This window comes from Williamsia sp. z34 (assembly GCF_059553395.1).
The window spans coordinates 19,332-41,197 of record NZ_JCANWW010000010.1; the positions used below are offsets into that span (position 1 = coordinate 19,332).

The window sequence follows — 21,866 nt, forward strand, 5'->3', positions numbered from 1 at the left end:
GGGCGTGGTGAACCAGAACCCTGTGAACCCGACCGTGGTGACAATGCCCCGCGGCATCCGGGCGACGGTGGCCGACATCGCCTACGACGAATTCGTCGTCGGGTCGGGCGGCGCCACTCCCATCGGAGCGCTGGTCTCGGGTATCAACGCTGCGGGTGTCACGGTCGATGGCCGGCGGATGCACATCGCCGAGGCGTGGTCGCGGTTGTTCGCCCGGCTGGGCGGGATCGGGCCGGTGACGCTGACGTATCCGAGTACGTGGGGCCGTCGGCGAACCGAGATCTTGCGCAACGCGGCGCTGGCCCACTGCGGCGAGCTGGAACTGGTACCCCGTGCCGTCGCGATCGCCCGTTCACACCTCGACGCGGCGGCCCAGTGTGTGGTGGTGATCGAGGTCCATGGGCGAACCAGGGCCGACGCGCGGATCGACATCCACGAGCTGCGGTCGTCGACGGCCGGACTGCAGATCTGCTCGACACGGGTCCTCACCGATCCGGCCGGACTACCCGACCTCCTGGCCGATATGGACAACCGTGTCGAGGCGATCCTGGTCGACGGTTGCGACCGGGCCGCGGTGACCGAGGTCCGTCGGAGCGCTGAGGAGTCGACCATCGTGGGGCGGGTCCTGGCGGTCGACCGGTCCCTGTTGCGGCGATTCGGCGGTGCCGAACTGCCTCCACCGCGCATCGACGACGACCCGCCGGCGAACGGGGCGCGGAGCCGCGGTCGGCTCGTCGCCGCGATCGCGGCCCTGCTCGTGGTGGTGGCAGCGGCGACCGGTGTCGCCGTCGTGGTGATCAGGGACGGTGCGTCGGCTACGTCGGCGGCGCAGCCGGATCAGTTCGTCCAGCTCGGTCGGGTGGGGCTCACGGTTCCCGGCGGCTGGCGGAGCAGCAGTGAACCGCCGGCCGAGGGTGTGGTGTCCCGGACGACGTTCGCCGCCCCGGAGAACGACACCCGCCTGATCGTGCTGCAGAACACGGTCCGCGACACCTCTACATTGGCATCGGTCGCGGTGAGTCTGCGCAACCGCATCGATCAGCGCGGCGATGCCGTGGTGCAGGAGTTCTCCGCGAGCACGCGGTACGCGGGCCGCGAAGTGATCGGTTACCGGGAGGTCCCGGTATCGGGCGGGACCATCCGCTGGTATCTGTTGGTAGAACGAGGTCTGCAGGTCAGCATCGGTTGTCAGAGCGGTTCGGCGGGCGAATCCATCGACGAGCAATGCCGCGGTGCGGTCGGATCGGTGCGGATCGCCGGGCCGTGACACCACCGGCACCCGCGGAGCTGGTGGCAGGCGTTTTGACCATGCAGTCGCCAAAACGGTACTGTTGTTCGTTGGTGCGCGGCCGTCTGGTTTACCGGGCGAGTCGAGGCCTGGGTCCCCACTGGTCGCCAGGGTAACCTCTGCCACGCACCTGACCAGCTCCATCACCGAAACGACAGGACTTTCTGTGCCTACGTACACCCCGAAGGCGAGTGACATCACGCATGCGTGGCTTGTCATCGACGCCACCGACGTGGTGCTCGGTCGCCTTGCCGTGCAGAGCGCCAATCTGCTCCGCGGCAAGCACAAGCCGACCTACGCCCCCCACATGGATGGTGGCGACTTCGTCATCATCATCAACGCCGAGAAGGTTGCCATCAGCGGCAACAAGCTCGACGACAAACTGCTCTACCGCCACTCGGGTCATCCGGGCGGCCTGAAGTCCCGCACTGTCGGTGAGACCCTGGCCACCCGTCCAGAGCGCCTCGTCGAGAAGGCGATCATCGGGATGCTCCCGAAGACCAAGCTCGGTAACGCCATGGCCTCCAAGCTCAAGGTGTACGCCGGACCCAATCACCCCCACGCGGCTCAGCAGCCCGTGCCCTTCGAGATCACCCAGGTTGCCCAGTGACGGCGCCGGAGGAGCAGAACGTGTCCGATCAGACCGAAGCCGAAGTTGTGGCTGCTGAAGTCGTCGAGGCCGAGGTCGGCGCCGATGACTACATCGTGGACGAGGTTGTCGCCGAAGAGGCCGTCACCCGTGCGCCGATCGAGTTCGATCGCCCGGTCCAGACCGTTGGTCGCCGTAAGGAAGCTGTCGTTCGCGTCCGCTTGATGCCCGGCACCGGCGAGTTCAAGCTCAACGGTCGCAGCCTGGAGGAGTACTTCCCCAACAAGGTGCACCAGCAGCTGATCAAGGCTCCGTTTGTCACCGTGGATCGCAACGATGCATTCGACATCTTCGCGAACCTGCATGGTGGCGGCCCGTCGGGACAGGCCGGCGCTCTGCGTCTGGCCATCGCCCGCGCGCTGATCGAGGTCACCCCGGACGATCGCCCGGCCCTGAAGAAGGCCGGCTTCCTCACCCGTGACCCGCGTGCAGTGGAGCGCAAGAAGTACGGCCTGAAGAAGGCCCGTAAGGCTTCGCAGTACAGCAAGCGCTGATCTCTTCTCAGTCGCGAGAAATATCAAGCTCGACTTGACCACAGGCAGGCGTTCAGAAATCTCTGGACGCCTGCCTGTGTGCATGGGAAACAAAGGAACGTAATGGGGCACCTGTTCGGCACAGACGGTGTTCGGGGATTGGCCAACGCCGACCTGACTCCGGAACTGACACTCTCACTTGCGCAGGCCGGAGCGCGAGTGCTCGCGACCGACCGCACCTCGGCCGGACGACCGGTTGCGATCGTCGGCCGCGATACCCGGGCATCGGGGGAGATGCTCGAGGCGGCGGTGTGTGCCGGGTTGACCGCAGCAGGTGTTGACGCCCTGCGCGTCGGTGTGGTGCCCACGCCGGCTGTCGCCCACCTCACCGACCATTACGGCGCCGCATTCGGCGTGATGATCTCGGCTTCTCATAATCCGATGCCCGACAACGGGATCAAGTTCTTCGGCCCCGGCGGCCACAAGCTTGCCGATGCGGCCGAGGACGCCATCGAAGCAGCCTTGGACGCTGCCGTGCCGCGTCCGACCGGATCCGATGTGGGACGGGTCCGCGACGCCGACGACGCGCTCGATGTCTACCTCCGTCATCTGTCGGGGATGGTCGAGTCGAATCTGAAACCGGTGACGGTGGTGGTCGATTGCGCGCACGGTGCTGCGTACCTCGCCGCCCCGCGCGCCTACCGCGCCGCAGGTGCCACGGTGATCGCGATCAGCGCCGATCCCGATGGCAACAACATCAATGAGGGTTGCGGTTCAACACATTTGGAGCAGGTCCAGGCTGCAGTCCGGGAATACGGTGCCGATCTCGGACTGGCCCACGACGGTGATGCCGATCGGTGCCTGGCAGTGGATGCCTCGGGCGAGGTGGTCGACGGCGACGCCATCATGGCGGTGCTCGCCACCTCCATGAAGGACGCCGGCACCCTCAAGGACAACACCCTCGTCGCCACCGTGATGAGCAATCTCGGTCTGCATCACGCCATGACACAGGCCGGGATTGCGGTGCGCACCACCGGTGTTGGTGACCGGTATGTACTCGAAGAACTCCGGGCCGGTGGGTACTCCCTCGGTGGTGAGCAGTCCGGCCATGTGGTCATCCCGTCGCACGGCACCACCGGAGACGGCATCCTGACCGGTCTGGCACTGATGGACCGGATGGCGTCCACCGGCAAGCCCCTGGCCGAGCTGGCCTCGATCATGCAGGCACTGCCGCAGGTGCTGATCAACGTTCGCGTGGCCGACAAGAACGTCGTGGCACAGGCGCAGTCGGTGAAGCAGGCCGTTGCGTCGGCAGAGGGCGAACTGGGGGACACCGGGCGGGTGCTCCTGCGGCCGTCGGGGACCGAGCAGCTGGTCCGGGTGATGGTCGAGGCCGCCACGGCGGAGCAGGCCCAGTCTGTTGCCGGACGGATCGCCGCGGCGGTCGAGGCGGCCTGACCGCCGGAGCTTTGCGCCCTCGCGGTTCGGTGCGCAGGTGCACCCCGGCGCGCCCGCACACTTGGCGGGGACTTGTGACTAGAATCACTCTTTTGCGGATCTTTCCGTCCTCCCTTTCTTTATGTGAATTCTTCGAGAAGTATTCTTGCATTTGCAACTATTGGACGAATGAACATCGATGTCGGACTCGGTTCATGCTGGTAGGTGGCGCGGAAAGGAATTGCTGTCCCCGATACCGGGGACACCGCGACGCGGCTCTCGAGGGCGGGTCGACAGGTGTGTGTGAACACGAGTGTTTACCGACGTGAAATCGTCTTAATGCGCGATTGGGATCCTTCGGTGCTCTGACCTGCGTAGATATGATGTATAGCACTTCCGCAAGGAATTTTTGTGTGAACAGAACTTCCACGGGGGGACTTGTCGTCTGTGGCCGCCGTCGCGGGATTTCGTTATGACAGACATGCCCGACTGTGGAATGCTGTGTATCGGGAAAGGGCGCAGATGAATTGCCTTTTCCCGAATCGTCAGGTCGCGCAGGGTAACTGCGCTATCTCTATGAAGGGGTTCAATATGGGATCGACTACGTCTTTTGACTTCGATGTGCTGGAAATCTTCCAGTTCCTGATCGACAACGCACCGTTTCTTGGTGTCTTCTTCGGCTCCTGAGTCGGCATAGGCCCAAGCCTGCCGCGATGTCCGCGTTCCGAGTATTCGGGACGCGGACATCGCTGTTTCTAGCCGGTGATATCGACCGCCGCACAATTTTCGGGCCGACGAGGGGAACCTGACCCGACGGTGGCGCGTCTTACCTGGCGGGAGGTGAACATGGGCGATTCGACCCGTATCGACCCGCCGGAGGTCAGGCGGATCGGGGGCATTTTCGGGGAGGCCGCGCGAACCGTTGATGTCGCGTGTACGGGTTTGGGGGAGTGCGACTTCGGTGCCCAGCTCGGCCGCCGTTACGCGCATCACGAGTTGGCCTACAGCGCAGGGTTGTTGGCGATGGCGCAGAGCGTGCGAGTCCTGGCGCGAGCGACGCGGCAGTTCGGCGAGGGTTTGGCGAGTGCGGCCGACACCCTGGGCGGACAGGACACGACCAATGCCGATTCGTTCGGCACTGGGGAAGTGGGTCGTGGGTAGGGGGCCGGGCACCGGCGCGAGCCTGCAGTCAGACCTGGCCGCCGCGCGTGAGGCGGCCGAATCCGCCTTGCAGTTCTTTGTACATGTCGCCCCACTGGCGCAGCGTCTGGGCATGACCGACTTCCCGGAGTTCTCGGCTTTTCGCAGCCGCTTCTGTCAATCCGACGACCTCAGTACGGCTCGACTGCGAGCTGACGGCGTTGTGGTGCAACAACTCCACGCAACCGTGACATCGGCGGTCGACGTCCAGAAGCAGCACGAGGGTGCGCTGGCGGATGCCTGGCCGGATGGTTCCGGGATCGACGCGCGGCAGCAACTCCGGACGATACTGCCCCGCGCCGAGACCGATCTCGCGGAGATATCTGCGATCGGTGCCGGCATGCTGATCGCCGCCGACTGCATAGATGTCGCACGTTTCACCCAGTACGGCTGCATCGGGACGATCGACGCGGACAGTCTTCTCGGTGTTCCGATTGCGCTGTGGCTGAAGATGAATACGGCCTGTTTCACACACCACGTCGAACTCCGGGCCGCGATCTCCGCCGCCGTCGATCTGTTCGGCGCAGCGGTGACGACCTGCGATGAGGCCATCGAAGCAATTCTGTCGGGTCTGTGCGCTGCCATGGCCGCGGTCGGCAGCGCCGACTGTCCGGCCGCAACCGGGGGACAACCCGAAGCGGCCGATGAGCCGGCAGGTCAGGGAGGTGACTCCGGCTTGGCTGTTGGGGCGGGTGTACAGACGGCGGGCGTCGCGCAGTCATCGGACGGCGGGGCTCAGCCGGAGGGCCGGAGCGGGGGAACCGTGGGCTCGTTGTCCCCGGCGTCCGGTGGCCCGGACGGCCCGGACGGCCCGGCGGTTGCTGCCGGGCTTTCGCCGCCCGTGGTCACGTCGCCGGCCATGGTCACAACGCCCGCGGTGAGTACATCGGCGTTCTCGGGAGAGGCTGCGTCGGAACTGCTGGGGCCGCTCCTCGGTGCTGTCGGCACGCTCGCTGCCGCTGCGATGACCGGCTTGGCCGAAGCGATCACCACCGTTGTCGCCCAGGGTGGGCTGTCGGCCGACGGGTCGTTCGATGCGGGTCCGGAGGAAGATTCGGCGGGGACCGATGGCCGCCGCGGTCCGGACCCCGGCTCGGCCGCTTCGATCATGCTGGGCGACAGGGTGATCGAGATCAAGGCGGGTCCCGACGGTGCGTCGGTGACGCTGGCGGTGACCGGGGCCGGCGGCGATACCGATACCCACGTCCTGGAAGTCCGGCCGGATGGTTCGATCGGTAGCCCGGAGGCGGCAATCGAGCCGGGGCACACCGAAGACCAGGAAACGCCTGCCGCCGAGGAGGTGCACGGCGAACAGGATGCGGTCCCCGAACAGAAGGTCCCGGTACCGTCGTCGGCTCCAGATGCGGTCGCCGTGCCCCCGGAAGCGGGGCAAACGCCGTGCCCGCCCGCCGATTCGGGCGGGCCGCCCCCGCTTCCGCAGGCGTCACCACAGACCGCCGCGCGGCCGGTGCCGGGCCCAGAACACACCACGCCCGGAGTCGGTGACACCTCGCCTGAGGAGGCGACGCCGGTGTCGCCGCAATCGTCGCCACAGAGCGACGAAGGCACACCTGCGGACGACGGGCAGCTGGCCTTGGCCGGTGACCAATGAGTATTGCGGATCAATTCGACGAGATCGTGGCCGCAGCACAGCGCAAGACTGTCGCCGCGACAAAGGGCTATGAGCGGCAGGTGGCCGCACTCGGTGAACGCGTCCGGGTGCAGGCCGCCGATGATCGGCATCGTCGCGGTGTCACGCGCGAATCGATCGCCCGGGGTGGTGCGATCCTCCTGCCCGCTGACGACATCGACCTGAGCCCACACACGCCCGTCGCCGGATCGGTCCCGATCGAAACCGGAGCCGAGAACACCGTCGAGGCCGGGACCGAAGAGCCGACCGCGTCCGTGCACCACCGGGTCGCCACCGGCGTGGATTCATCGTTCGAGAACGGCTGGCTGACCGACCGCTGAGAGATCTCCGCCGGACGGGGCCTGCGGCAAGCGCAAGTTACTTGCGGAGCAATCGGGTCAGTGGATCGATCACATCTTCGGTGCCCGGCGGCAGTGATTCCGGATCGACGGTGAGCATCTTGCCCAGTGCGGCCTCGGGGTCGCTGAATGCGGAGTAGGTGTTGTCCGAGGTCAGCTGATGGAGCAAGAAACCGGTGAGGACGCCGCGGGTCGCGCGCTGGGTGGCTCTGCTGTTACCGCCGGCGCCGAGTGCGCCACGCACGCTGAATCCCTCGGCCAGGCCGCGGTTGTCGGCCCTGGGCACCAATCGCAGAACGGGCTGGGCTTCGGCCGGCAGCGCGCGCCGCAGCGCCAACGCGTTCGAGGTCATCGATTCGAACTCACCCGGCGCGGTCAGGATCATCGTCGGGATCCGGATGTTTGCGGCCGCCGGCAGCACAGCCTTGCTCGTCGGCGCCGGATACAGCGCGGCCAGTGCCTTCGCGCGGTCACTGCGGGAGGCCGCGAGGGTGGCTGCGCCCGCCCCGAAACCGTGGCCGACCAGCCCGAGGCGATGCTTGTTCACGGTGATGTTGCCGGTCCCGAGACGCACCTCGCTGATCACGCCCAGCGCTGTCTCGAGGTCGGCAGCAAGGCCCTCGTCCGAGCCGAGCATGCCTTTCTCGGTGGACGGCGCCGCTGCGACGATGCCCCAGGAAGCCAGATGCGCAAGCGTCTTGTAGTACTGCCTGGCGCCGGTCAGCCAGCCGTGCCCGAAGGCGATGCCGGCGAGGTCTTTGCCCTCGGCCGGCGTGTAGACGGTTCCGGGGAGCCCGATGATCGCCATGTCGCCGCGCAGGACCTTGTGCGGTCCGGTTCTGGACAGCTGCGAGAGAAGCTTCTTGGGGTTGGCCACGATCTGACTCTAGGTGATCGCGCCGACCAACGGCAGTAGGCCATCGCCTAAAGAAAGCAAGTTCGGCCCAGAGTGCCGTTTCAGCGCGCAATTGGTTCCGGACATTGGGAGAGTAATCCAATGGATGCCAACAAAATCCGCAGTGCCTATCTGTCTTTGATGCAGGAAAAGGGCCATGCCCTGATCCCGCGATCTCTTCTGGTGCCGCAGGACGACCCCACCACTTTGTTCACCGGCAGCGGTATGCAGCCACTACTGAAGTACCTGCTCGGTCAAGAGCATCCCGAAGGCAATCGGCTTGCCGATTCGCAGACCTGTTTACGCTCGCAGGACATCGAGGAGGTCGGCGACAACCGGCACACCACTTTTTTCGAGATGTTGGGTAACTGGAGTCTGGGTGATTACTTCAAATCCGAACAGATTCCACAGTTCTGGCATTTCCTGACCGACATCGTCGGTCTGGACCCGAACCGTATCTACGTCACCGTGTTCGCCGGCGATCCGGAGAACGGCATTCCGCGGGACGACGAGAGTGCCGACATCTGGTCCGAGTTGTTCACCAAGGCAGGGGTTTCTGCGGACCGGGTTGTCCTGCTCACCGAAGAGCAGGGCAACGAACAGGGCAATCAGGGCGCGCGGATCGCCTATTACAGCGACAAGAACTGGTGGTCGCGCTCGGGAGGTCCGGAGACCATGCCGGTGGGCGATCCCGGTGGCCCCGACAGCGAGGTCTTCTACTATTTCCCGCAGGTCGAGCACGACACCGCTTTCGGCAAGTACCCGCATCAGAACTCCGACGGCGGACAATACATGGAAATCGGCAACTCGGTCTTCATGCAATATGCGAAGACCGACGACGGGTTCGCCCAATTACCGAAGCGAAACGTCGATTACGGCGGTGGCCTCGAACGGATCGCGGCCGCAGCGATCGACAGTCCCGACGTGTACCGGATCAGTCTGCTCTGGCCCATCGTCGAAAAGATCGAAGAGCTCACCGCGAAATCGTATGAGGACAATACTGTCGCGATGCGGGTGATCGCCGACCATATCCGCGGGGCGGTCTTCCTGGCCGTCGACGGTGTGGTCCCGTCGAACAAGGAACAGGGCTACGTGATGCGGCGTCTGCTGCGTCGTGCGATCCGATTCGCCCATCAGCTCGGGGTGGAACAGAATCTGCTGACGCAGCTCGTCCCGGTGGTGGCCGACCTCTACACCGAGGCCTACCCCGAGGTCGCGCAGCGACGTGACGTCGTGATCGCGGTGCTCGAGAAAGAGGAGCGGTCGTTCCGCCGGACGCTGGGCAAGGGACTGCGAGAGCTCAAACGCCTCGGCAAGACCGGTGACGCCGTCACCGGTGATGACCTCTTCAAGCTCTCGGACACGTTCGGATTCCCGGTGGAGTTGTCGGCCGAGGAGGCGGTCACCCGTGGGTTGCCGCTGACCGAGAACTGGCGCAGGGAGTTCGATGACGCCATCGAGGCGCAGCGCGCCCGGTCACACGCCTCGACCAAGCTCGGGGCCGGGACCGTCTAGGCGTTCGCTGGTCCGGCCGCCGCACCCCGTCATGGGTGCGGCGGCCGGATCCGCGGCATGCGCGTCGGCGCGATCACTCCCTGTTCGTCGCCAACCTGAGCATCTGACCCGGGGTGGCATTCGGTAGGTACGCGCGGGTCAGCGCGATTCCGATACGGGGCAGGTCGCCCTCGTCGCGGAAGCACATGTAGACCGGCTCGTACCGGGGTTGGAACTTCATCTTGAACGCGTGCAGGGAACGGAATCCGTAGAACGGTTCCATCGCCGCACCCAGGGTGTCGAGAAGACGATCCATCGCCTCGGCATCGCCCGACTCGTTCTCGGCCCGCGCCAGTGGGGCGCCCGACAGCGAGAGGATCTGTGCACCTTCGGCTTTGAACGCCAGCGCGGAGCTGGCGATGAGGAACTCGATGCAGGGGCGGAAGCCGTCGTCGCGGCGTCGCATCACGTCGAGCGTCCATCCGCGCATGGTGCCGTCGGGTCCGAAGACCGGCAGCCAGGAGAGCACACCGTGGATCGATCCGCTCTCATCGGTGGCCAGCGCGATCCGGACCTCGGGGTCGAGGGCTTCTTCCACGCTCCCCAGGGTGAACCCCATCTCGGGGAGATCCTTGTCGCCCACCCATTCCTCGGAGATCGCCCGGACCTGGGCGAGTACCGCGAACGGCTCGTCCTTCAAGGTGGTGAGCTTGAAGGTGATGCCCTCCTTCTTCGCCCGGTTGATGGCAGACCGGATGTCCTGCCACGGTTTACCTTTGAACGCCAGCGTCGGTAGGTCGATGATGGTGTCCTCGGCGATCTGCAGTGTGCGCCAACCCATGTCACGGGCGACGGTCGCGGTTCTCTCGCTGACGGAGAACCAGAACGGTATCCGGCCGCTGTTCTCGGCGAGGTCGGTGAACTCCCGGACCGTCTCGGTGAGTTTGTCCGGAGCGCAGACCGGGTCGGCGAGTGCGACTAGGGTGCCGGCGGGACGCTGGTACCCGATGACACCCGTGCCGTCTTCCGTGAAGGCGTAGCGGTTGTTCTCCCAGGTGATCATCCAGCTCATCGTGCTGCCGCCGTGCTGTTTCAACAGCGTGCGCACCTGTTCGGCCGGATCCGGTCCACCGTTTCCTGCCATTACTTTTCGGCTGTTGAACGGGACGGTGAAGGCGTAACGACCGTTGAACAGCAGGACCAATTCGACGATCCAGAGCAGGCCGGTCCCCACGGTGACCGCACCCTGGCCCTCATACGACGAGGTGATCAGCGCGATGATGACCACGATGAGCGCGACGATGTACAACACGCCGTAGACCACGGTGATCCACCAGGCCCACCGGCGGCCGCGACGTAGCTGGTCGGCGATGAGCAGCACGAAGATCATCGTGACGATCGATCCCCAGCTCAGGTCGTCGGTCGAGTCGGTGGGACCGAAGGGTCCGTCGCCCGGGAACAGCGCAACGGCGATGTTCACGACCCCGATCAGGACCAGTCCGAGGAAGCTGATCATCCGGATCTCTTGCCGGGTACGGGGCATCACGCCCGATTCGTCGCGGCTGAAGAACTTCTCGCCGATGACCAGCATGACGGCCACTGCGATCAGGTGTGAGACATCGGCGAGGGTTCCCTCGAACAGGAACGAAATCGCCACGTAGGCAAGGAGGATCGCGCGGGCGCGAAGCCGCCACGGGGATCGCAGGCAGGCGGTCGCCGCGGCCACCGATGCCACGACCGCGGTGCTCACGCCGACGTCGTGGACCTCGGAGAGGTTATCGACCCAGCGCCACGACGTCGGCAAGAAGATCGCGATGAAGGCGATCGCGCCGAGGATTCCGACGATCTGGCCGACGATCGCGACACACGCCACCCGCAGTGTGCCCAGCAGCCATTCGGACCAGCCGACAAAAATCGCAAGCAGCAGGACGATGCTGAGGTATCGCAGTGGGTGGAGGCCGAAGAGGGTGCCGGACAGGGGCGTCCACAACTTGCCCTCGGTCAGCGGCGCATAGCCGTACGCGACGTCGTCGAACCAGCTCTTGTGCTCGACCGCCCCCCATAGTGACCCGGTGGCGATGCCCACCATCAGGATGAGCGCGATGAGGGAGATGGTGAACGGGACCCTCCGAATCGTCTGGCCGATGACCCTGACGACCTTGGCGACCGCCGACGGTGCCGCAGGCTCTACGGGTGTCTGCGCGGGGGCCGGTGGTGGTGGTGGTGCGACTGTCGCTTGCGCCGTCGTCGTCTCGGCGGCTGCCGGGGTGGCTGCCACCGGGTCGGCCGGGGTTGCCTCGCTGGGGGTCTCGGGCGTGCTCATCGGCACCTCTCGTTGTTTTTCGCCGGACGTGTCCGGTGATTGACGGGCCGGAACGGAGGATCAGGCCACATTGTGATTCACGTCGCTTGCCGTCGGGGCCGTCATCTGGCTCATGGCAGACCGAGTCGGGTACCGAGCCAAGGCATTTCCTGTCTCAGGCCCGCTGACCAGACGGCAAACGAGTGGCCACCCGGCACGGTGCTGAAATGCACGTCCATCCCGGCGGCCTTCGCGGTTTCGTAGACCTGCTGAAGTCCTGACCGATATTCGGCATCCTGTTTGCCGACCACGAATGCGCCTGCCACGCCCGGGTACTGCCTGGTTTTCATCAGGTCCATCGGGTTGACGGCGACGAACTTGGCGTCATCGCCGGCGAATGCCGCGTCGACGGTCTGTTTGCGGTTGCCGAGTGTGGGCTCCAACTGCCCGGACAGGTCGATGAATGTCGGGTAGATCTCCGGATGATTGGTGGTCATCTGCAATGCGCAGGTGCCGCCGTAGGAGAGCCCACCGATGGCCCACGCCTTCGCATCCTCGTCGACCTGGAAGCTCTGTTTGATCCAGTTCGGGACGTCTTGTGAGAGATAGGTCGCTGCGTTGCCCAGTTTTGAGTCCGTGCACAGGGGATTGGCCAGCGCGCTGCCGGTGGCGTCGGCCACAACCACGATCGGCGCCAACCCGTCGTTCTGGTTCGCGTAGTGGTCCATCGTCTCGGACAGTCGGCCGCCGACGAGCCAGTCCTGAGGGGATCCGGGTTGTCCGGCCATCAGGACCAGAACCGGAAGCAATGGGCGGGGGTGGGAGAAATAGGCGGGGGGAAGATAGATCTTCGCCGGGCGCGCGGTGAACTCCGATGCCGTGGGCGGAATCGACGCAGTGCTGATGCTGCCCTGGGCGGGCAGATCATGAGGGTTCTTCCATTCATTTGGCGACACGGTTTTGAGGTCGGTTTTGCTCGCCTCTTCAATGGAGATCGTCTTGAAGTGATTGATGCCGAACACCGAGCCGAGCGTGGGGTATTCGCTGAAATGTTGATTGATCGCGGATAGGGGCATGACAATCGCGAATACGGCCGCGAAAACGGTGATGACCCTACCGATGCGACCGCTCCCCATCACCAGTCTCGGAACGAAGAGCAGTGCCGCGAACACCGCCACCCCGGCCCAGATATAGCACTTGGTGGGCACCGCATCGGAAAAGAGCGTCCAGACGTCCTCGATGAGCCACTTGGCCAACAGCACCAATACCACCGCGGCCGCGGCCGCGGCCGGGACCACCACCAGCAGGTACTTCTTGCGGAAGAACAGAACGAGCCAGCCGAGGCCGGCGAACCCGGCGATGTCGACGATCCATGGCAGCGCGCCATCGAGTACCGATAAGTCCCAGAGCCAATTCATGCTTGTCCTTCAAATGCTGGTGATCACCGACGCGGGGGGATCACCGCTTATGGAAAGGTACCTGCAAAAATGCCCGTATATGTAGTTTGGGAAGGGAATTGGCGCGAGTGTGTCGGATGATTCGTGGAAACAATCCGGACGTCAAGAATCATTGATTCCATCGCCGGGGAAAAGAGTTGTCGAAGGTATCTGAATTGATATTCAACAATGTCTGGGTGCCAATCGAATTGGCCACCGGTGGTGGAGGACATACGGATCGAACGTATCGAGGGCGTCCCAACTGACGCATCCCCCTTGACTCTCGCGGCGCTTTCGCTCCGTGAACTCCAAGAGTGCGCTTACCTTAACCAGAAATGTGGTTCCCTGTCACGCCGAAGCGGCATTTTGGTTTCGTAAATCAGGTTCTGCTTGCGGCAATTCACTCCTGCCGCAGGCGGCAAGTACCCTGTAGCACTATGTGTGGAATCGTCGGATACGTGGGCAGACGCGATGCTCTCGAGGTTGTGGTCGAGGCGCTGCGGCGGATGGAGTACCGCGGTTACGACTCGGCCGGAGTCGCGATTCTGGACGGCGCGGGTAACGCTGCAGTCGAGAAGAAGGCCGGACGCCTGGAGAACCTCGACAAGGAACTCGCCTCCATCGGGCGCGAGTCGTTCAGCGGTACCACCGGTATCGGGCACACCCGATGGGCAACCCACGGTCGGCCCACCGACCGCAATGCGCATCCGCACACCAGCATCGACGGCAAGATCGCGGTGGTCCACAACGGGATCATCGAGAACTTCGCCACGTTGCGGGGTGAGGTGGAGCAGGCCGGCATCGAGTTCTCGTCGGACACCGACACCGAGACCGCAGTGCACATGATGTACCTGCAGTACGCGTCCGGACCCACTGCCGGCGACTTCGTGGCCAGTGCATATGCCGTCCTCGAGCGTCTCGAGGGCGCCTTCACGCTCGTGTTCACGCATGCCGATCACCCCGACACGATCGTCGCCGCCCGCCGGTCGACACCGCTCGTCGTGGGTGTCGGGCAGGGCGAGATGTTCGTCGGTTCCGATGTGGCGGCATTCATCGAGCACACCCGCGACGCCGTCGAACTCGGCCAGGACCAGGTGGTGGTCATCACCGCCGACAGTTACCTGATCACCGACTTCGAGAAGAACGTGCAACCGGGTAAGCCGTTCCACATCGACTGGGACCTCGCCGCCGCGGAAAAGGGTGGCTACGACTACTTCATGCTCAAGGAGATCGCCGAGCAGCCGCAGGCGCTCGCCGACACCCTGCTCGGTCACTTCGAGAACGGGCGCATCGTCCTCGACGAACAGCGGCTGACCGACGACGACCTGCGTGACATCGACAAGGTCTTCGTCGTGGCCTGCGGTACCGCCTACCACGCCGGATTGCTCTCGAAGTATGCAATCGAGCACTGGACCCGGCTGCCGGTCGAGGTCGAACTGGCCAGCGAGTTCCGCTATCGCGACCCGGTGCTGGACCGGTCGACGCTGGTGGTGGCGATCTCGCAGTCGGGGGAGACCGCCGATACCCTCGAGGCGGTTCGACACGCCAAGGATCAGAAGGCCAAGGTGCTGGCGATCTGCAACACCAACGGTGCGCAGATCCCGCGCGAATCCGATGCCGTCCTCTATACCCACGCCGGACCCGAGATCGGCGTGGCGTCGACCAAGTGTTTCCTCGCGCAGATCACCGCGACCTACCTGGTCGGATTGGCGCTGGCGCAGGCGCGCGGCACCAAGTACCCCGACGAGGTGGCCCGAGAGTTTGCCGCACTCGAGGCGATGCCCGCCGCGGTCAGCAAGGTGCTCGACACCATGGAACCGGTTCGATCACTCGCCCGCGACCTCGCCCACTGCGGGACAGTCCTGTTCCTGGGTCGGCACGTGGGTTATCCGGTGGCACTCGAGGGCGCACTCAAGCTCAAGGAGCTCGCCTACATCCACGCCGAGGGCTTTGCCGCCGGAGAACTCAAGCACGGCCCGATCGCGCTGATCGAGGACGAACTCCCGGTCATCATCGTGATGCCGTCCCCGACCGGACGTGCGGTGCTGCACTCCAAGATGATCAGCAACATCCGGGAGATCCAGGCCCGCGGCGCGACCACGATCGTCATCGCCGAAGAGGGCGACGAATCAGTGGTCGACGTCGCCGACCATCTGATCCGGATCCCGCAGACCCCGACACTGCTCCAGCCGCTGGTCTCGACGGTGCCGCTGCAGGTGTTCGCCGCCGCGGTCGCGCAGGCCAGAGGTTATGACGTGGACAAGCCACGGAACCTGGCCAAGTCCGTCACCGTCGAGTAGTCCGGGGGGATCGCGGCCATGATCAGCTACTTCAGTGCCGACCGGATCCGGGAGGCCGAGGCGGCCACCGGTGATCTGCTGTCCGGTGGTGTGTTGATGCGTAGGGCTGCGCATGCGGTCGCCGAAGTGGTTGCCGCCGAACTGAAGTCCCGGGCAGGTGGTTGTTATGGCCGGCTGGTCGGGGTGGTCGCCGGATCCGGTGACAACGGCGGGGATGCGCTCTACGCGGCGGCTGAGCTCCGTCGTCGTGGGGTGCAGGTGCAGGCGGTGCTGCTCGGCGATCGTACGCACGCAGCCGGACTGGCAGCGTTTGAAAAGGCCGGTGGTGTGGTCGTCGAAAGATTCCCCACCGCAGTCGATCTGATCATCGACGGAATCGTCGGTCTCAGTGGGACCGGCCCGTTGCGCCCAGCGGCTGCGGAAGTCCTGGCCACGACGGAGGCGCCGATCGTTGCGGTGGACATCCCGTCGGGTGTCGAGGCCGACACCGGGTTCGTCAACACACCCGCCGTCAAGGCCGCGGTCACGGTGACCTTCGGGGCGGCGCGGATCGCCCATGTGATGGCGGCGACGCAGTGCGGTCGAATCGTGGTGGCGGACATCGGTATCGATGCCACCGAACCGACGGCCGGTCAACTCACCGACGACGACGTGGCGGCACTCTGGCCGATCCCCGGGCCTGCGGACGACAAGTACAGCCAGGGGGTGGTCGGGATCGTGGCCGGTTCGGCCCGCTATCCGGGAGCCGGGGTGCTGTGTACCGGGGCCGCGGTGTCGGCGACGTCGGGCATGGTCCGATACGCCGGAGGCGCCGGTCCGCACGTGCTGGCACAGTATCCGGAGACCGTGGTGGCCGATGAACCGGAAAACGCCGGCACCGTGCAGGCCTGGGTGGTGGGCCCGGGCGCCGGCACCGATGCCGACGGGCTCCGCCGGCTGGAGTACGTCCTGTCCACCGATCTGCCGGTACTGATCGACGCCGATGGCCTCACGCTGGTCGCCGCTCACCGGGATCTGGTCGTCGGCCGCGATGCACCGACCCTGCTGACCCCGCACGCCGGTGAGTTCGCCCGCCTGACCGGCTCGGCGCCGGGCCCGGACCGCATCGCCGCGGTGCGTGAACTGGCCGGCGAACTGCAGGCGACGGTACTGCTCAAGGGGCGCGCCACGGTGATCGCCGGGGCCGACGACCTGACCCTGATCAACGACGCGCGGTCGTCCTGGGCGGCGACGGCCGGTGCCGGTGACGTTCTCTCCGGTATGGCGGGCAGTCTGCTCGCGGCCGGCATCGATGCCTCGCTCGCCGGCGCGGCCGCGGCTCGGGTCCACGCGCTGGCCGCGATCACCGCATCGGGCGACACGGCTCCGATCGGAGCATCGGCCCTGGTCAGGGCACTCTCGCCGACCTTGCGTGAATTGCTCGGTGGTCGTAGGTGAGAGAATGGACGTGATGAACACTCCGGCACTAGAAGCGCGGATCGACCTTTCGGCGGTCTCGCACAACATCGGCGTCCTCCGCTCGCACACCACCGCCCAGATCATCGCGGTGGTGAAAGCAGATGCCTACGGCCACGGTGCAGTCGAGGTCGGCCGGGCAGCGCTGGCGGCAGGCGCCGCCGAGTTGGGTGTGACGACGATCGACGAGGCGCTCGAACTGCGCCGCGCCGGGATCACCGCCCCGGTGCTGGCCTGGCTGCACGGCAGCAACTCCGACTTCGTCTCGGCCGTCGAGGCGGACATCCAGTTGGGGATCTCCTCCTCTCGGGAGCTCGAGGCGGTGGTGGCCGCGGCACGCACCGCCGGACGCACCGCGTCGGTGACGGTGAAGGTCGACACGGGTCTGGCCCGCAACGGCGTGCACATCACCGAGTGGGACGACACCAGGGACGCGTTGGCAAAGGCCGTCGCCGAACAGGTGATCACCCTGCACGGCGCGATGAGTCACCTCGTGCGGGGGGACGAACCCGAACATCCGCTCAACGATCTGCAGGCGCAGCGGCTGGACGAGGCCGCTGCCGATCTGGCGCGGGTGGGGGCGCCGGTTGCAGTGCGGCACATCGCCAATTCGGCGGCCACCCTGATGCGGCCCGATCTCGCGCGCGACCTGGTGCGTCCGGGTATTGCGATCTATGGGCGCTCACCGATCCCCGATCTCGGTGACTTCGGTCTGATCCCGGTGATGACCTTGTCGGCCGAGGTGCTCTCGGTGAAGAAAGTTCCGGCGGGACAGGGTGTTTCGTACAGTCACAGCTGGGTGGCACAGCAAGACACCACCGTTGCGCTGCTGCCGGCCGGGTATGCCGACGGTGTGCCCCGGCTGCTGTCGAACACACTCGACGTGCAGATCAACGGACGCCGATACCCCAATGTGGGGCGCGTCTGCATGGACCAGATGGTGATCGATGTCGGCCCCGACGGTGGCGGCGTGGCCGTCGGGGATCGGGCCATCCTGTTCGGCACCGGCGCCGGCGGGGGTCCGACCGCGCTCGAATGGGCAGAGGCGATCGGCACCATCGACTACGAGATCATCTCGGGTATCCGTGGCCGTGCGGTCCGTACCTATGTCACCACGCCCGGTGGCGGTGAGGTGGCCTGATGGAGCGATCCGGACGACTCGAGATCCTCGCGGGCACTGCGGGTGTCGCGACGCTGGGCGCGTTGGCGCTCGGTGCGGCGGCCCGGTCGCTGACCCGCAGGCAACCGGCCACCGCGGATCCGAATTCGATCGAGGATTTCGGTTTGATCTACACCGACCACGCGAGCATCGTTGTCGCGGACGACGGTGTGCCACTTGCTGTTCGGGAGGTCGGCCCCGCTGACGCACCGCTGACGGTTGTGTTCGTCCACGGATTCTGCCTGCGCATGTCGACGTGGCACTTCCAGCGCCGCGATCTCGAAAAGCGGTGGGGCCCAGACGTCCGGATGCTCTTCTTCGACCAACGCGGCCACGGCGAGTCGGGACAGGCCTCGCCCGGATCGTGCACCATCACCCAGATGGCCGCCGACCTCGAGGCCGTCCTGCGAACCGTGGTCCCGACCGGACCGGTCGTCGTGGTCGGTCATTCGATGGGCGGGATGGCGATCATGGCACTGGCCAGCCGGCGACCCGAACTGTTCGGGACAAGGGTCCTCGGGGTGGGGCTGGTGGCCTCGGCCGCGCACGGCATCGCCGAGGCGGGACTGGGACGGGGACTGCAAAATCCCCTGGTGGATGCCTTCCGGTTGTCGGTGCGGCAGGCACCGCGCGCGGTGGAGGCCGGGCGCGGGTTGACCCGGATGCTGATGGCCCCGGTCCTCGCGGCCGGCAGTTTCGGATCCACCTTCCATTCACCGGCGGTCAGCGAATACGTGGAATCGGTCATCCAGCGGACCCGGATCGACACCGTGGTCAACTTCCTGCGATCTCTCGAAGAACATGATGAGACCGCGGGGCTGGCAGTCCTGTCGGCGGTCCCGACCCTGGTTGCGTGCGGGTACGAGGACAAGGTCACCCCGCTGCCGAACTCGGTGGAACTGCACAACCGATTGGGCTCGGGGTGCGAGCTGGTGGGTGTCCCGGAGTGCGGTCACATGGTGATGCTGGAGAACCCGGACGTCATCACCGACGCCATCGAGACCCTCGTCGAGCGGGCCTGGCAATCATGAACCCGGTCCTGCCACACCAGTGCACTCTGCCGGACGTCGCCGACACCGAGGCCTTCGGCCGCCAACTCGCCGCCGAACTCACCGCCGGTGACGTGGTGATCCTCGACGGACCGCTCGGTGCCGGCAAAACGGCGCTGGCCCGCGGGATCGGGGCCGGACTCGGCGTGATCGGCCGGGTGTCGTCGCCCACCTTCATCATCGCCCGCCAGCACCGCCCGGGTGCGCAGGGCCGTCCCGGCATGATCCACGTCGATGCGTATCGGCTCGGTGGCCTCGACGAACTCGATGCGCTCGATCTCGACACCGACCTCGAGGATTCGGTGGTGGTGGTCGAGTGGGGCGAGGGGGTCGCCGAGCGGCTGAGCCGGCGGCATCTGCTGGTCCGGCTCTCCCGCGACGTCGACACCGACGAACGCACCGCCGCCTACGGCTGGATCACTGACCCACCCCGATGATGGGTCGAGCTCCGCTTCGCTTCGTCTCCCGGTGATGTGCCCTTCTGGCGAACAAAAGCCCAGGTGAGCTGCGCCAAAAGGGCACATCATCGGGAGGCGGGTACGCTGGCTCATCGTGCTTGTGCTCGCCATCGATACCGCCACTCCCGAAGTTGTCACCGGGATCGTCGAACTGACCGCAGAAACGGGTCAGACGGTCATCCGCGCGCAGCGCAGCGAGGTGACCACCCGCGGTCACGCAGAGATCCTGACCACCCGAATCCTGGAATGCCTCGACGAGGCCGGCCTGGCCCGATCCGATCTCGACGCGGTCGTGGTCGGACAGGGCCCCGGACCCTTCACCGGACTGCGCGTGGGGCTGGCCACCGGCGCTGCGTTCGGGGACGCGCTGGGGCTGCCGGTGTACGGGGTGTGTTCGCTCGACGCCATCGCCGCGCAGGCAACCGATGTCGCCTCGCTGTTGGTGGTCACCGACGCCCGCCGGCGAGAGGTCTACTGGGCGCGCTACTCCGCCGGGGTCCGGACCCACGGACCCGATGTGATGGCGCCTGCCGAACTCGGTGCCAAGCTGGCCGGTGAACAGATCGATGCGGTCGCCGGATCGCCGAGTCACACAGGTCTTTACGACTACCCGATCCTGACGGCGACCGCACCGACGGCTGTCGGACTGGTGGTCGTGGCACTGCCAGAGTTGGTGTCCGGTGTGGAACCCGGACCACTGATCCCGCTGTATCTTCGTCGGCCCGATGCGGTGGAACTCAAGGACCGAAAGAAATGATCGGACCGCTCCTGACGCGGGATGCGGCCCGATGTGCCCGGATCGAAGCGTTGCTGTTCGAGGGGGACTCGCCGTGGCCCGCCGAGGCCTTTCGGTCGGAAATCCTTGTGCCGCACAATCATTACTTCGCCATACGCGATGGCGAGACGCTGATCGGCTATGCCGGGATCTCGGTGCTCGGACCCGCCGACGACCCCGAGTGTGAGATCCACACCATTGCCGTCGACCCGCAGTTCCAAGGACAGGGGCACGGTCGAACCTTGCTCGCGGCGCTCCTCGACATCGCCGACAGTCGGCACGCACCGGTATTTCTCGAGGTGCGGACCGACAACGAGACCGCCATCAATCTCTACCGCCGCAACGGATTCGAAGAAGTGGGTGTGCGCCGTGGCTACTATCAGCCCAGCGGAGCCGACGCCTACACGATGCGACGCCGGGCCGTCGGTGAGCAGTCACAATCGGGAGATTCGCAATGATCGTCATGGGTATCGAGAGTTCCTGCGATGAAACCGGGGTGGGCATCGTTCGGTGGAACGCGGATCACACCACCACTCTGCTGGCCGATGAGGTCGCCTCCAGCGTCGAGGAGCATGCCCGCTACGGCGGTGTGGTTCCGGAAGTGGCATCCCGTGCGCACCTCGAGGCGATCGTGCCCACCATGCGACGGGCGCTGAGCGCTGCCGACATCAAGGTGCCGGACGCCATTGCGGTCACGATCGGCCCCGGTCTGGCCGGCGCGCTGCTGGTCGGGGTGGCGGCCGCGAAAGCCTATGCCGCAGCTTGGGATGTGCCGCTCTATGCGGTCAACCATCTCGGCGGGCACGTTGCCGTCGACACGCTCGAACACGGACCGATGCCGCCCTGTGTCGCATTGCTGGTGTCGGGTGGACACACGCATCTGCTGCACGTCACGGACCTGGGTGCCCCGATCGCCGAACTCGGCACCACGGTCGACGATGCGGCGGGGGAGGCCTTCGACAAGGTCGCGCGGTTGCTCGGCCTGGGATTTCCAGGTGGACCCGCGCTGGATGCGGCTGCCGCGCAAGGGGATCCGAACGCCATCAAGTTCCCGCGTGGGATGACCGGTCCCCGCGACGCCCGGCACGACTTCTCGTTCAGCGGTCTGAAGACCGCAGTCGCGCGGTACGTGGAGAAGTGCCGCCGTGACGGTGTGGAACCGCCGGTGGCCGACATCGCCGCGTCGTTCCAGGAGGCCGTCGCCGATGTGTTGACGATGAAGGCCATCCGAGCGTGCGGCGACGTCGGTGTCGACACGCTGGTTCTCGGCGGTGGCGCGACCGCGAACTCGCGCATCCGGTCGATGGCACAGGAACGGTGCGATGCCGCGGGCATCACACTTCGGATCCCGAAACCGCGTCTGTGCACCGACAACGGTGTCATGATCGCCACATTGGGGGCGCATGTCATCGCCGGTGGGGCTTCTCCGTCCGCGTTGACGGTTGCGACGGACCCGGGACTGTCGGTTCAGGTCAGCACCTATTGATTCCGATGGTGTCACGAGCGG

Annotated in this window: 20 protein-coding genes; 17 read left to right on the forward strand and 3 right to left on the reverse strand. The window is 65.8% G+C overall.

Going from position 1 to position 21,866, the window contains the following annotated elements; all coding sequences use genetic code 11:
- Positions 1-7: 7 nt before the first annotated feature.
- The 8 genes from AC51GT_RS21350 to AC51GT_RS21385 all read left to right on the forward strand — a co-directional run bounded on the left by AC51GT_RS21350 (position 8) and on the right by AC51GT_RS21385 (position 7,018).
- On the forward strand, positions 8-1,267 hold the full coding sequence (locus tag AC51GT_RS21350; RefSeq protein ID WP_496326143.1) for a type VII secretion-associated protein: 1,260 nt from the start codon (positions 8-10) through the stop codon (positions 1,265-1,267).
- Positions 1,268-1,454: 187 nt separating this feature from the next.
- On the forward strand, positions 1,455-1,898 hold the full coding sequence (rplM, locus tag AC51GT_RS21355) for a 50S ribosomal protein L13 (RefSeq protein WP_482138295.1): 444 nt from the start codon (positions 1,455-1,457) through the stop codon (positions 1,896-1,898).
- Positions 1,895-2,431, forward strand: a complete 537-nt coding sequence (rpsI, locus tag AC51GT_RS21360) for a 30S ribosomal protein S9 (RefSeq protein ID WP_496326142.1) — start codon at positions 1,895-1,897, stop codon at positions 2,429-2,431. The genes rplM and rpsI overlap by 4 nt, the downstream gene beginning before the upstream one ends.
- Before the next feature lie 102 nt (positions 2,432-2,533).
- A complete protein-coding gene (gene glmM / locus AC51GT_RS21365) occupies positions 2,534-3,868 on the forward strand; it encodes a phosphoglucosamine mutase (protein ID WP_496326141.1) in 1,335 nt (444 codons plus the stop codon).
- Positions 3,869-4,294: 426 nt separating this feature from the next.
- The gene (locus tag AC51GT_RS21370) at positions 4,295-4,534 is read left to right on the forward strand and encodes a hypothetical protein (RefSeq protein ID WP_496326140.1); all 240 of its coding nucleotides are present in this window, start codon (positions 4,295-4,297) and stop codon (positions 4,532-4,534) included.
- Between the two features lie 159 nt (positions 4,535-4,693).
- Positions 4,694-5,008 carry a hypothetical protein gene (locus AC51GT_RS21375; RefSeq protein WP_496330090.1) on the forward strand — a complete coding sequence of 105 codons (315 nt, stop codon included), beginning with the start codon at positions 4,694-4,696 and terminating at the stop codon, positions 5,006-5,008.
- Complete coding sequence (locus AC51GT_RS21380) at positions 5,001-6,659, forward strand: hypothetical protein (RefSeq protein WP_496330091.1); 1,659 nt, start codon at positions 5,001-5,003, stop codon at positions 6,657-6,659. The genes AC51GT_RS21375 and AC51GT_RS21380 overlap by 8 nt, the downstream gene beginning before the upstream one ends.
- Positions 6,656-7,018, forward strand: coding sequence for a hypothetical protein (locus AC51GT_RS21385; RefSeq protein WP_496326137.1), 363 nt, complete (start codon positions 6,656-6,658; stop codon positions 7,016-7,018). Before AC51GT_RS21380 ends, AC51GT_RS21385 begins: the two co-directional genes overlap by 4 nt.
- Before the next feature lie 37 nt (positions 7,019-7,055).
- Here AC51GT_RS21385 and AC51GT_RS21390 read toward each other — a convergent pair whose 3' ends face one another.
- A complete protein-coding gene (locus AC51GT_RS21390) occupies positions 7,056-7,913 on the reverse strand; it encodes a dienelactone hydrolase family protein (protein WP_496326136.1) in 858 nt (285 codons plus the stop codon).
- Between the two features lie 120 nt (positions 7,914-8,033).
- Here AC51GT_RS21390 and AC51GT_RS21395 point away from each other — a divergent pair, with 120 nt between their 5' ends.
- Positions 8,034-9,446 carry an alanine--tRNA ligase-related protein gene (locus tag AC51GT_RS21395; RefSeq protein WP_496330092.1) on the forward strand — a complete coding sequence of 471 codons (1,413 nt, stop codon included), beginning with the start codon at positions 8,034-8,036 and terminating at the stop codon, positions 9,444-9,446.
- Between the two features lie 73 nt (positions 9,447-9,519).
- Here AC51GT_RS21395 and AC51GT_RS21400 read toward each other — a convergent pair whose 3' ends face one another.
- A complete protein-coding gene (locus AC51GT_RS21400; RefSeq protein ID WP_496330093.1) occupies positions 9,520-11,748 on the reverse strand; it encodes a bifunctional lysylphosphatidylglycerol flippase/synthetase MprF in 2,229 nt (742 codons plus the stop codon).
- 110 nt (positions 11,749-11,858) lie between these two features.
- Positions 11,859-13,145, reverse strand: coding sequence for an alpha/beta hydrolase (locus AC51GT_RS21405; RefSeq protein ID WP_496326133.1), 1,287 nt, complete (start codon positions 13,143-13,145; stop codon positions 11,859-11,861).
- Between the two features lie 455 nt (positions 13,146-13,600).
- Between AC51GT_RS21405 and glmS the strand changes: the two genes are divergently transcribed.
- From glmS to tsaD, 8 genes are all read left to right on the forward strand, one after another.
- Positions 13,601-15,463 carry a glutamine--fructose-6-phosphate transaminase (isomerizing) gene (glmS, locus tag AC51GT_RS21410; protein WP_496326132.1) on the forward strand — a complete coding sequence of 621 codons (1,863 nt, stop codon included), beginning with the start codon at positions 13,601-13,603 and terminating at the stop codon, positions 15,461-15,463.
- An 18-nt stretch (positions 15,464-15,481) separates the two neighbouring features.
- Positions 15,482-16,900, forward strand: a complete 1,419-nt coding sequence (locus AC51GT_RS21415; RefSeq protein WP_496330094.1) for an NAD(P)H-hydrate dehydratase — start codon at positions 15,482-15,484, stop codon at positions 16,898-16,900.
- A gap of 13 nt (positions 16,901-16,913) precedes the next feature.
- Positions 16,914-18,059, forward strand: a complete 1,146-nt coding sequence (alr, locus tag AC51GT_RS21420; protein WP_496330095.1) for an alanine racemase — start codon at positions 16,914-16,916, stop codon at positions 18,057-18,059.
- Complete coding sequence (locus tag AC51GT_RS21425; protein WP_496326130.1) at positions 18,059-19,108, forward strand: alpha/beta fold hydrolase; 1,050 nt, start codon at positions 18,059-18,061, stop codon at positions 19,106-19,108. Before alr ends, AC51GT_RS21425 begins: the two co-directional genes overlap by 1 nt.
- Complete coding sequence (gene tsaE, locus AC51GT_RS21430; RefSeq protein WP_496330096.1) at positions 19,105-19,563, forward strand: tRNA (adenosine(37)-N6)-threonylcarbamoyltransferase complex ATPase subunit type 1 TsaE; 459 nt, start codon at positions 19,105-19,107, stop codon at positions 19,561-19,563. Before AC51GT_RS21425 ends, tsaE begins: the two co-directional genes overlap by 4 nt.
- A gap of 115 nt (positions 19,564-19,678) precedes the next feature.
- Positions 19,679-20,341, forward strand: a complete 663-nt coding sequence (gene tsaB, locus AC51GT_RS21435) for a tRNA (adenosine(37)-N6)-threonylcarbamoyltransferase complex dimerization subunit type 1 TsaB (protein WP_496326128.1) — start codon at positions 19,679-19,681, stop codon at positions 20,339-20,341.
- Positions 20,338-20,817: a ribosomal protein S18-alanine N-acetyltransferase gene (rimI, locus tag AC51GT_RS21440; RefSeq protein WP_496330097.1), complete on the forward strand. Its 480-nt coding sequence runs from the start codon at positions 20,338-20,340 to the stop codon at positions 20,815-20,817. Before tsaB ends, rimI begins: the two co-directional genes overlap by 4 nt.
- Positions 20,814-21,845, forward strand: coding sequence for a tRNA (adenosine(37)-N6)-threonylcarbamoyltransferase complex transferase subunit TsaD (gene tsaD / locus AC51GT_RS21445; RefSeq protein ID WP_496330098.1), 1,032 nt, complete (start codon positions 20,814-20,816; stop codon positions 21,843-21,845). The genes rimI and tsaD overlap by 4 nt, the downstream gene beginning before the upstream one ends.
- Positions 21,846-21,866 lie beyond the last annotated feature (21 nt).

Excerpts from the sequence above, each read along its gene's own strand:
- tsaE (WP_496330096.1), top strand. The coding sequence starts at position 19,105 with ATGAACCCGGTCCTGCCACACCAGTGCACTCTGCCGGACGTCGCCGAC.
- glmM (WP_496326141.1), top strand. The coding sequence starts at position 2,534 with ATGGGGCACCTGTTCGGCACAGACGGTGTTCGGGGATTGGCCAACGCC.
- AC51GT_RS21385 (WP_496326137.1), top strand. The coding sequence starts at position 6,656 with ATGAGTATTGCGGATCAATTCGACGAGATCGTGGCCGCAGCACAGCGC.
- AC51GT_RS21425 (WP_496326130.1), top strand. The coding sequence starts at position 18,059 with ATGGAGCGATCCGGACGACTCGAGATCCTCGCGGGCACTGCGGGTGTC.
- alr (WP_496330095.1), top strand. The coding sequence starts at position 16,914 with ATGAACACTCCGGCACTAGAAGCGCGGATCGACCTTTCGGCGGTCTCG.
- AC51GT_RS21415 (WP_496330094.1), top strand. The coding sequence starts at position 15,482 with ATGATCAGCTACTTCAGTGCCGACCGGATCCGGGAGGCCGAGGCGGCC.
- AC51GT_RS21375 (WP_496330090.1), top strand. The coding sequence starts at position 4,694 with ATGGGCGATTCGACCCGTATCGACCCGCCGGAGGTCAGGCGGATCGGG.
- AC51GT_RS21395 (WP_496330092.1), top strand. The coding sequence starts at position 8,034 with ATGGATGCCAACAAAATCCGCAGTGCCTATCTGTCTTTGATGCAGGAA.
- AC51GT_RS21400 (WP_496330093.1), bottom strand. The coding sequence starts at position 11,748 with ATGAGCACGCCCGAGACCCCCAGCGAGGCAACCCCGGCCGACCCGGTG.
- tsaD (WP_496330098.1), top strand. The coding sequence starts at position 20,814 with ATGATCGTCATGGGTATCGAGAGTTCCTGCGATGAAACCGGGGTGGGC.
- rimI (WP_496330097.1), top strand. The coding sequence starts at position 20,338 with ATGATCGGACCGCTCCTGACGCGGGATGCGGCCCGATGTGCCCGGATC.
- glmS (WP_496326132.1), top strand. The coding sequence starts at position 13,601 with ATGTGTGGAATCGTCGGATACGTGGGCAGACGCGATGCTCTCGAGGTT.
- AC51GT_RS21405 (WP_496326133.1), bottom strand. The coding sequence starts at position 13,145 with ATGAATTGGCTCTGGGACTTATCGGTACTCGATGGCGCGCTGCCATGG.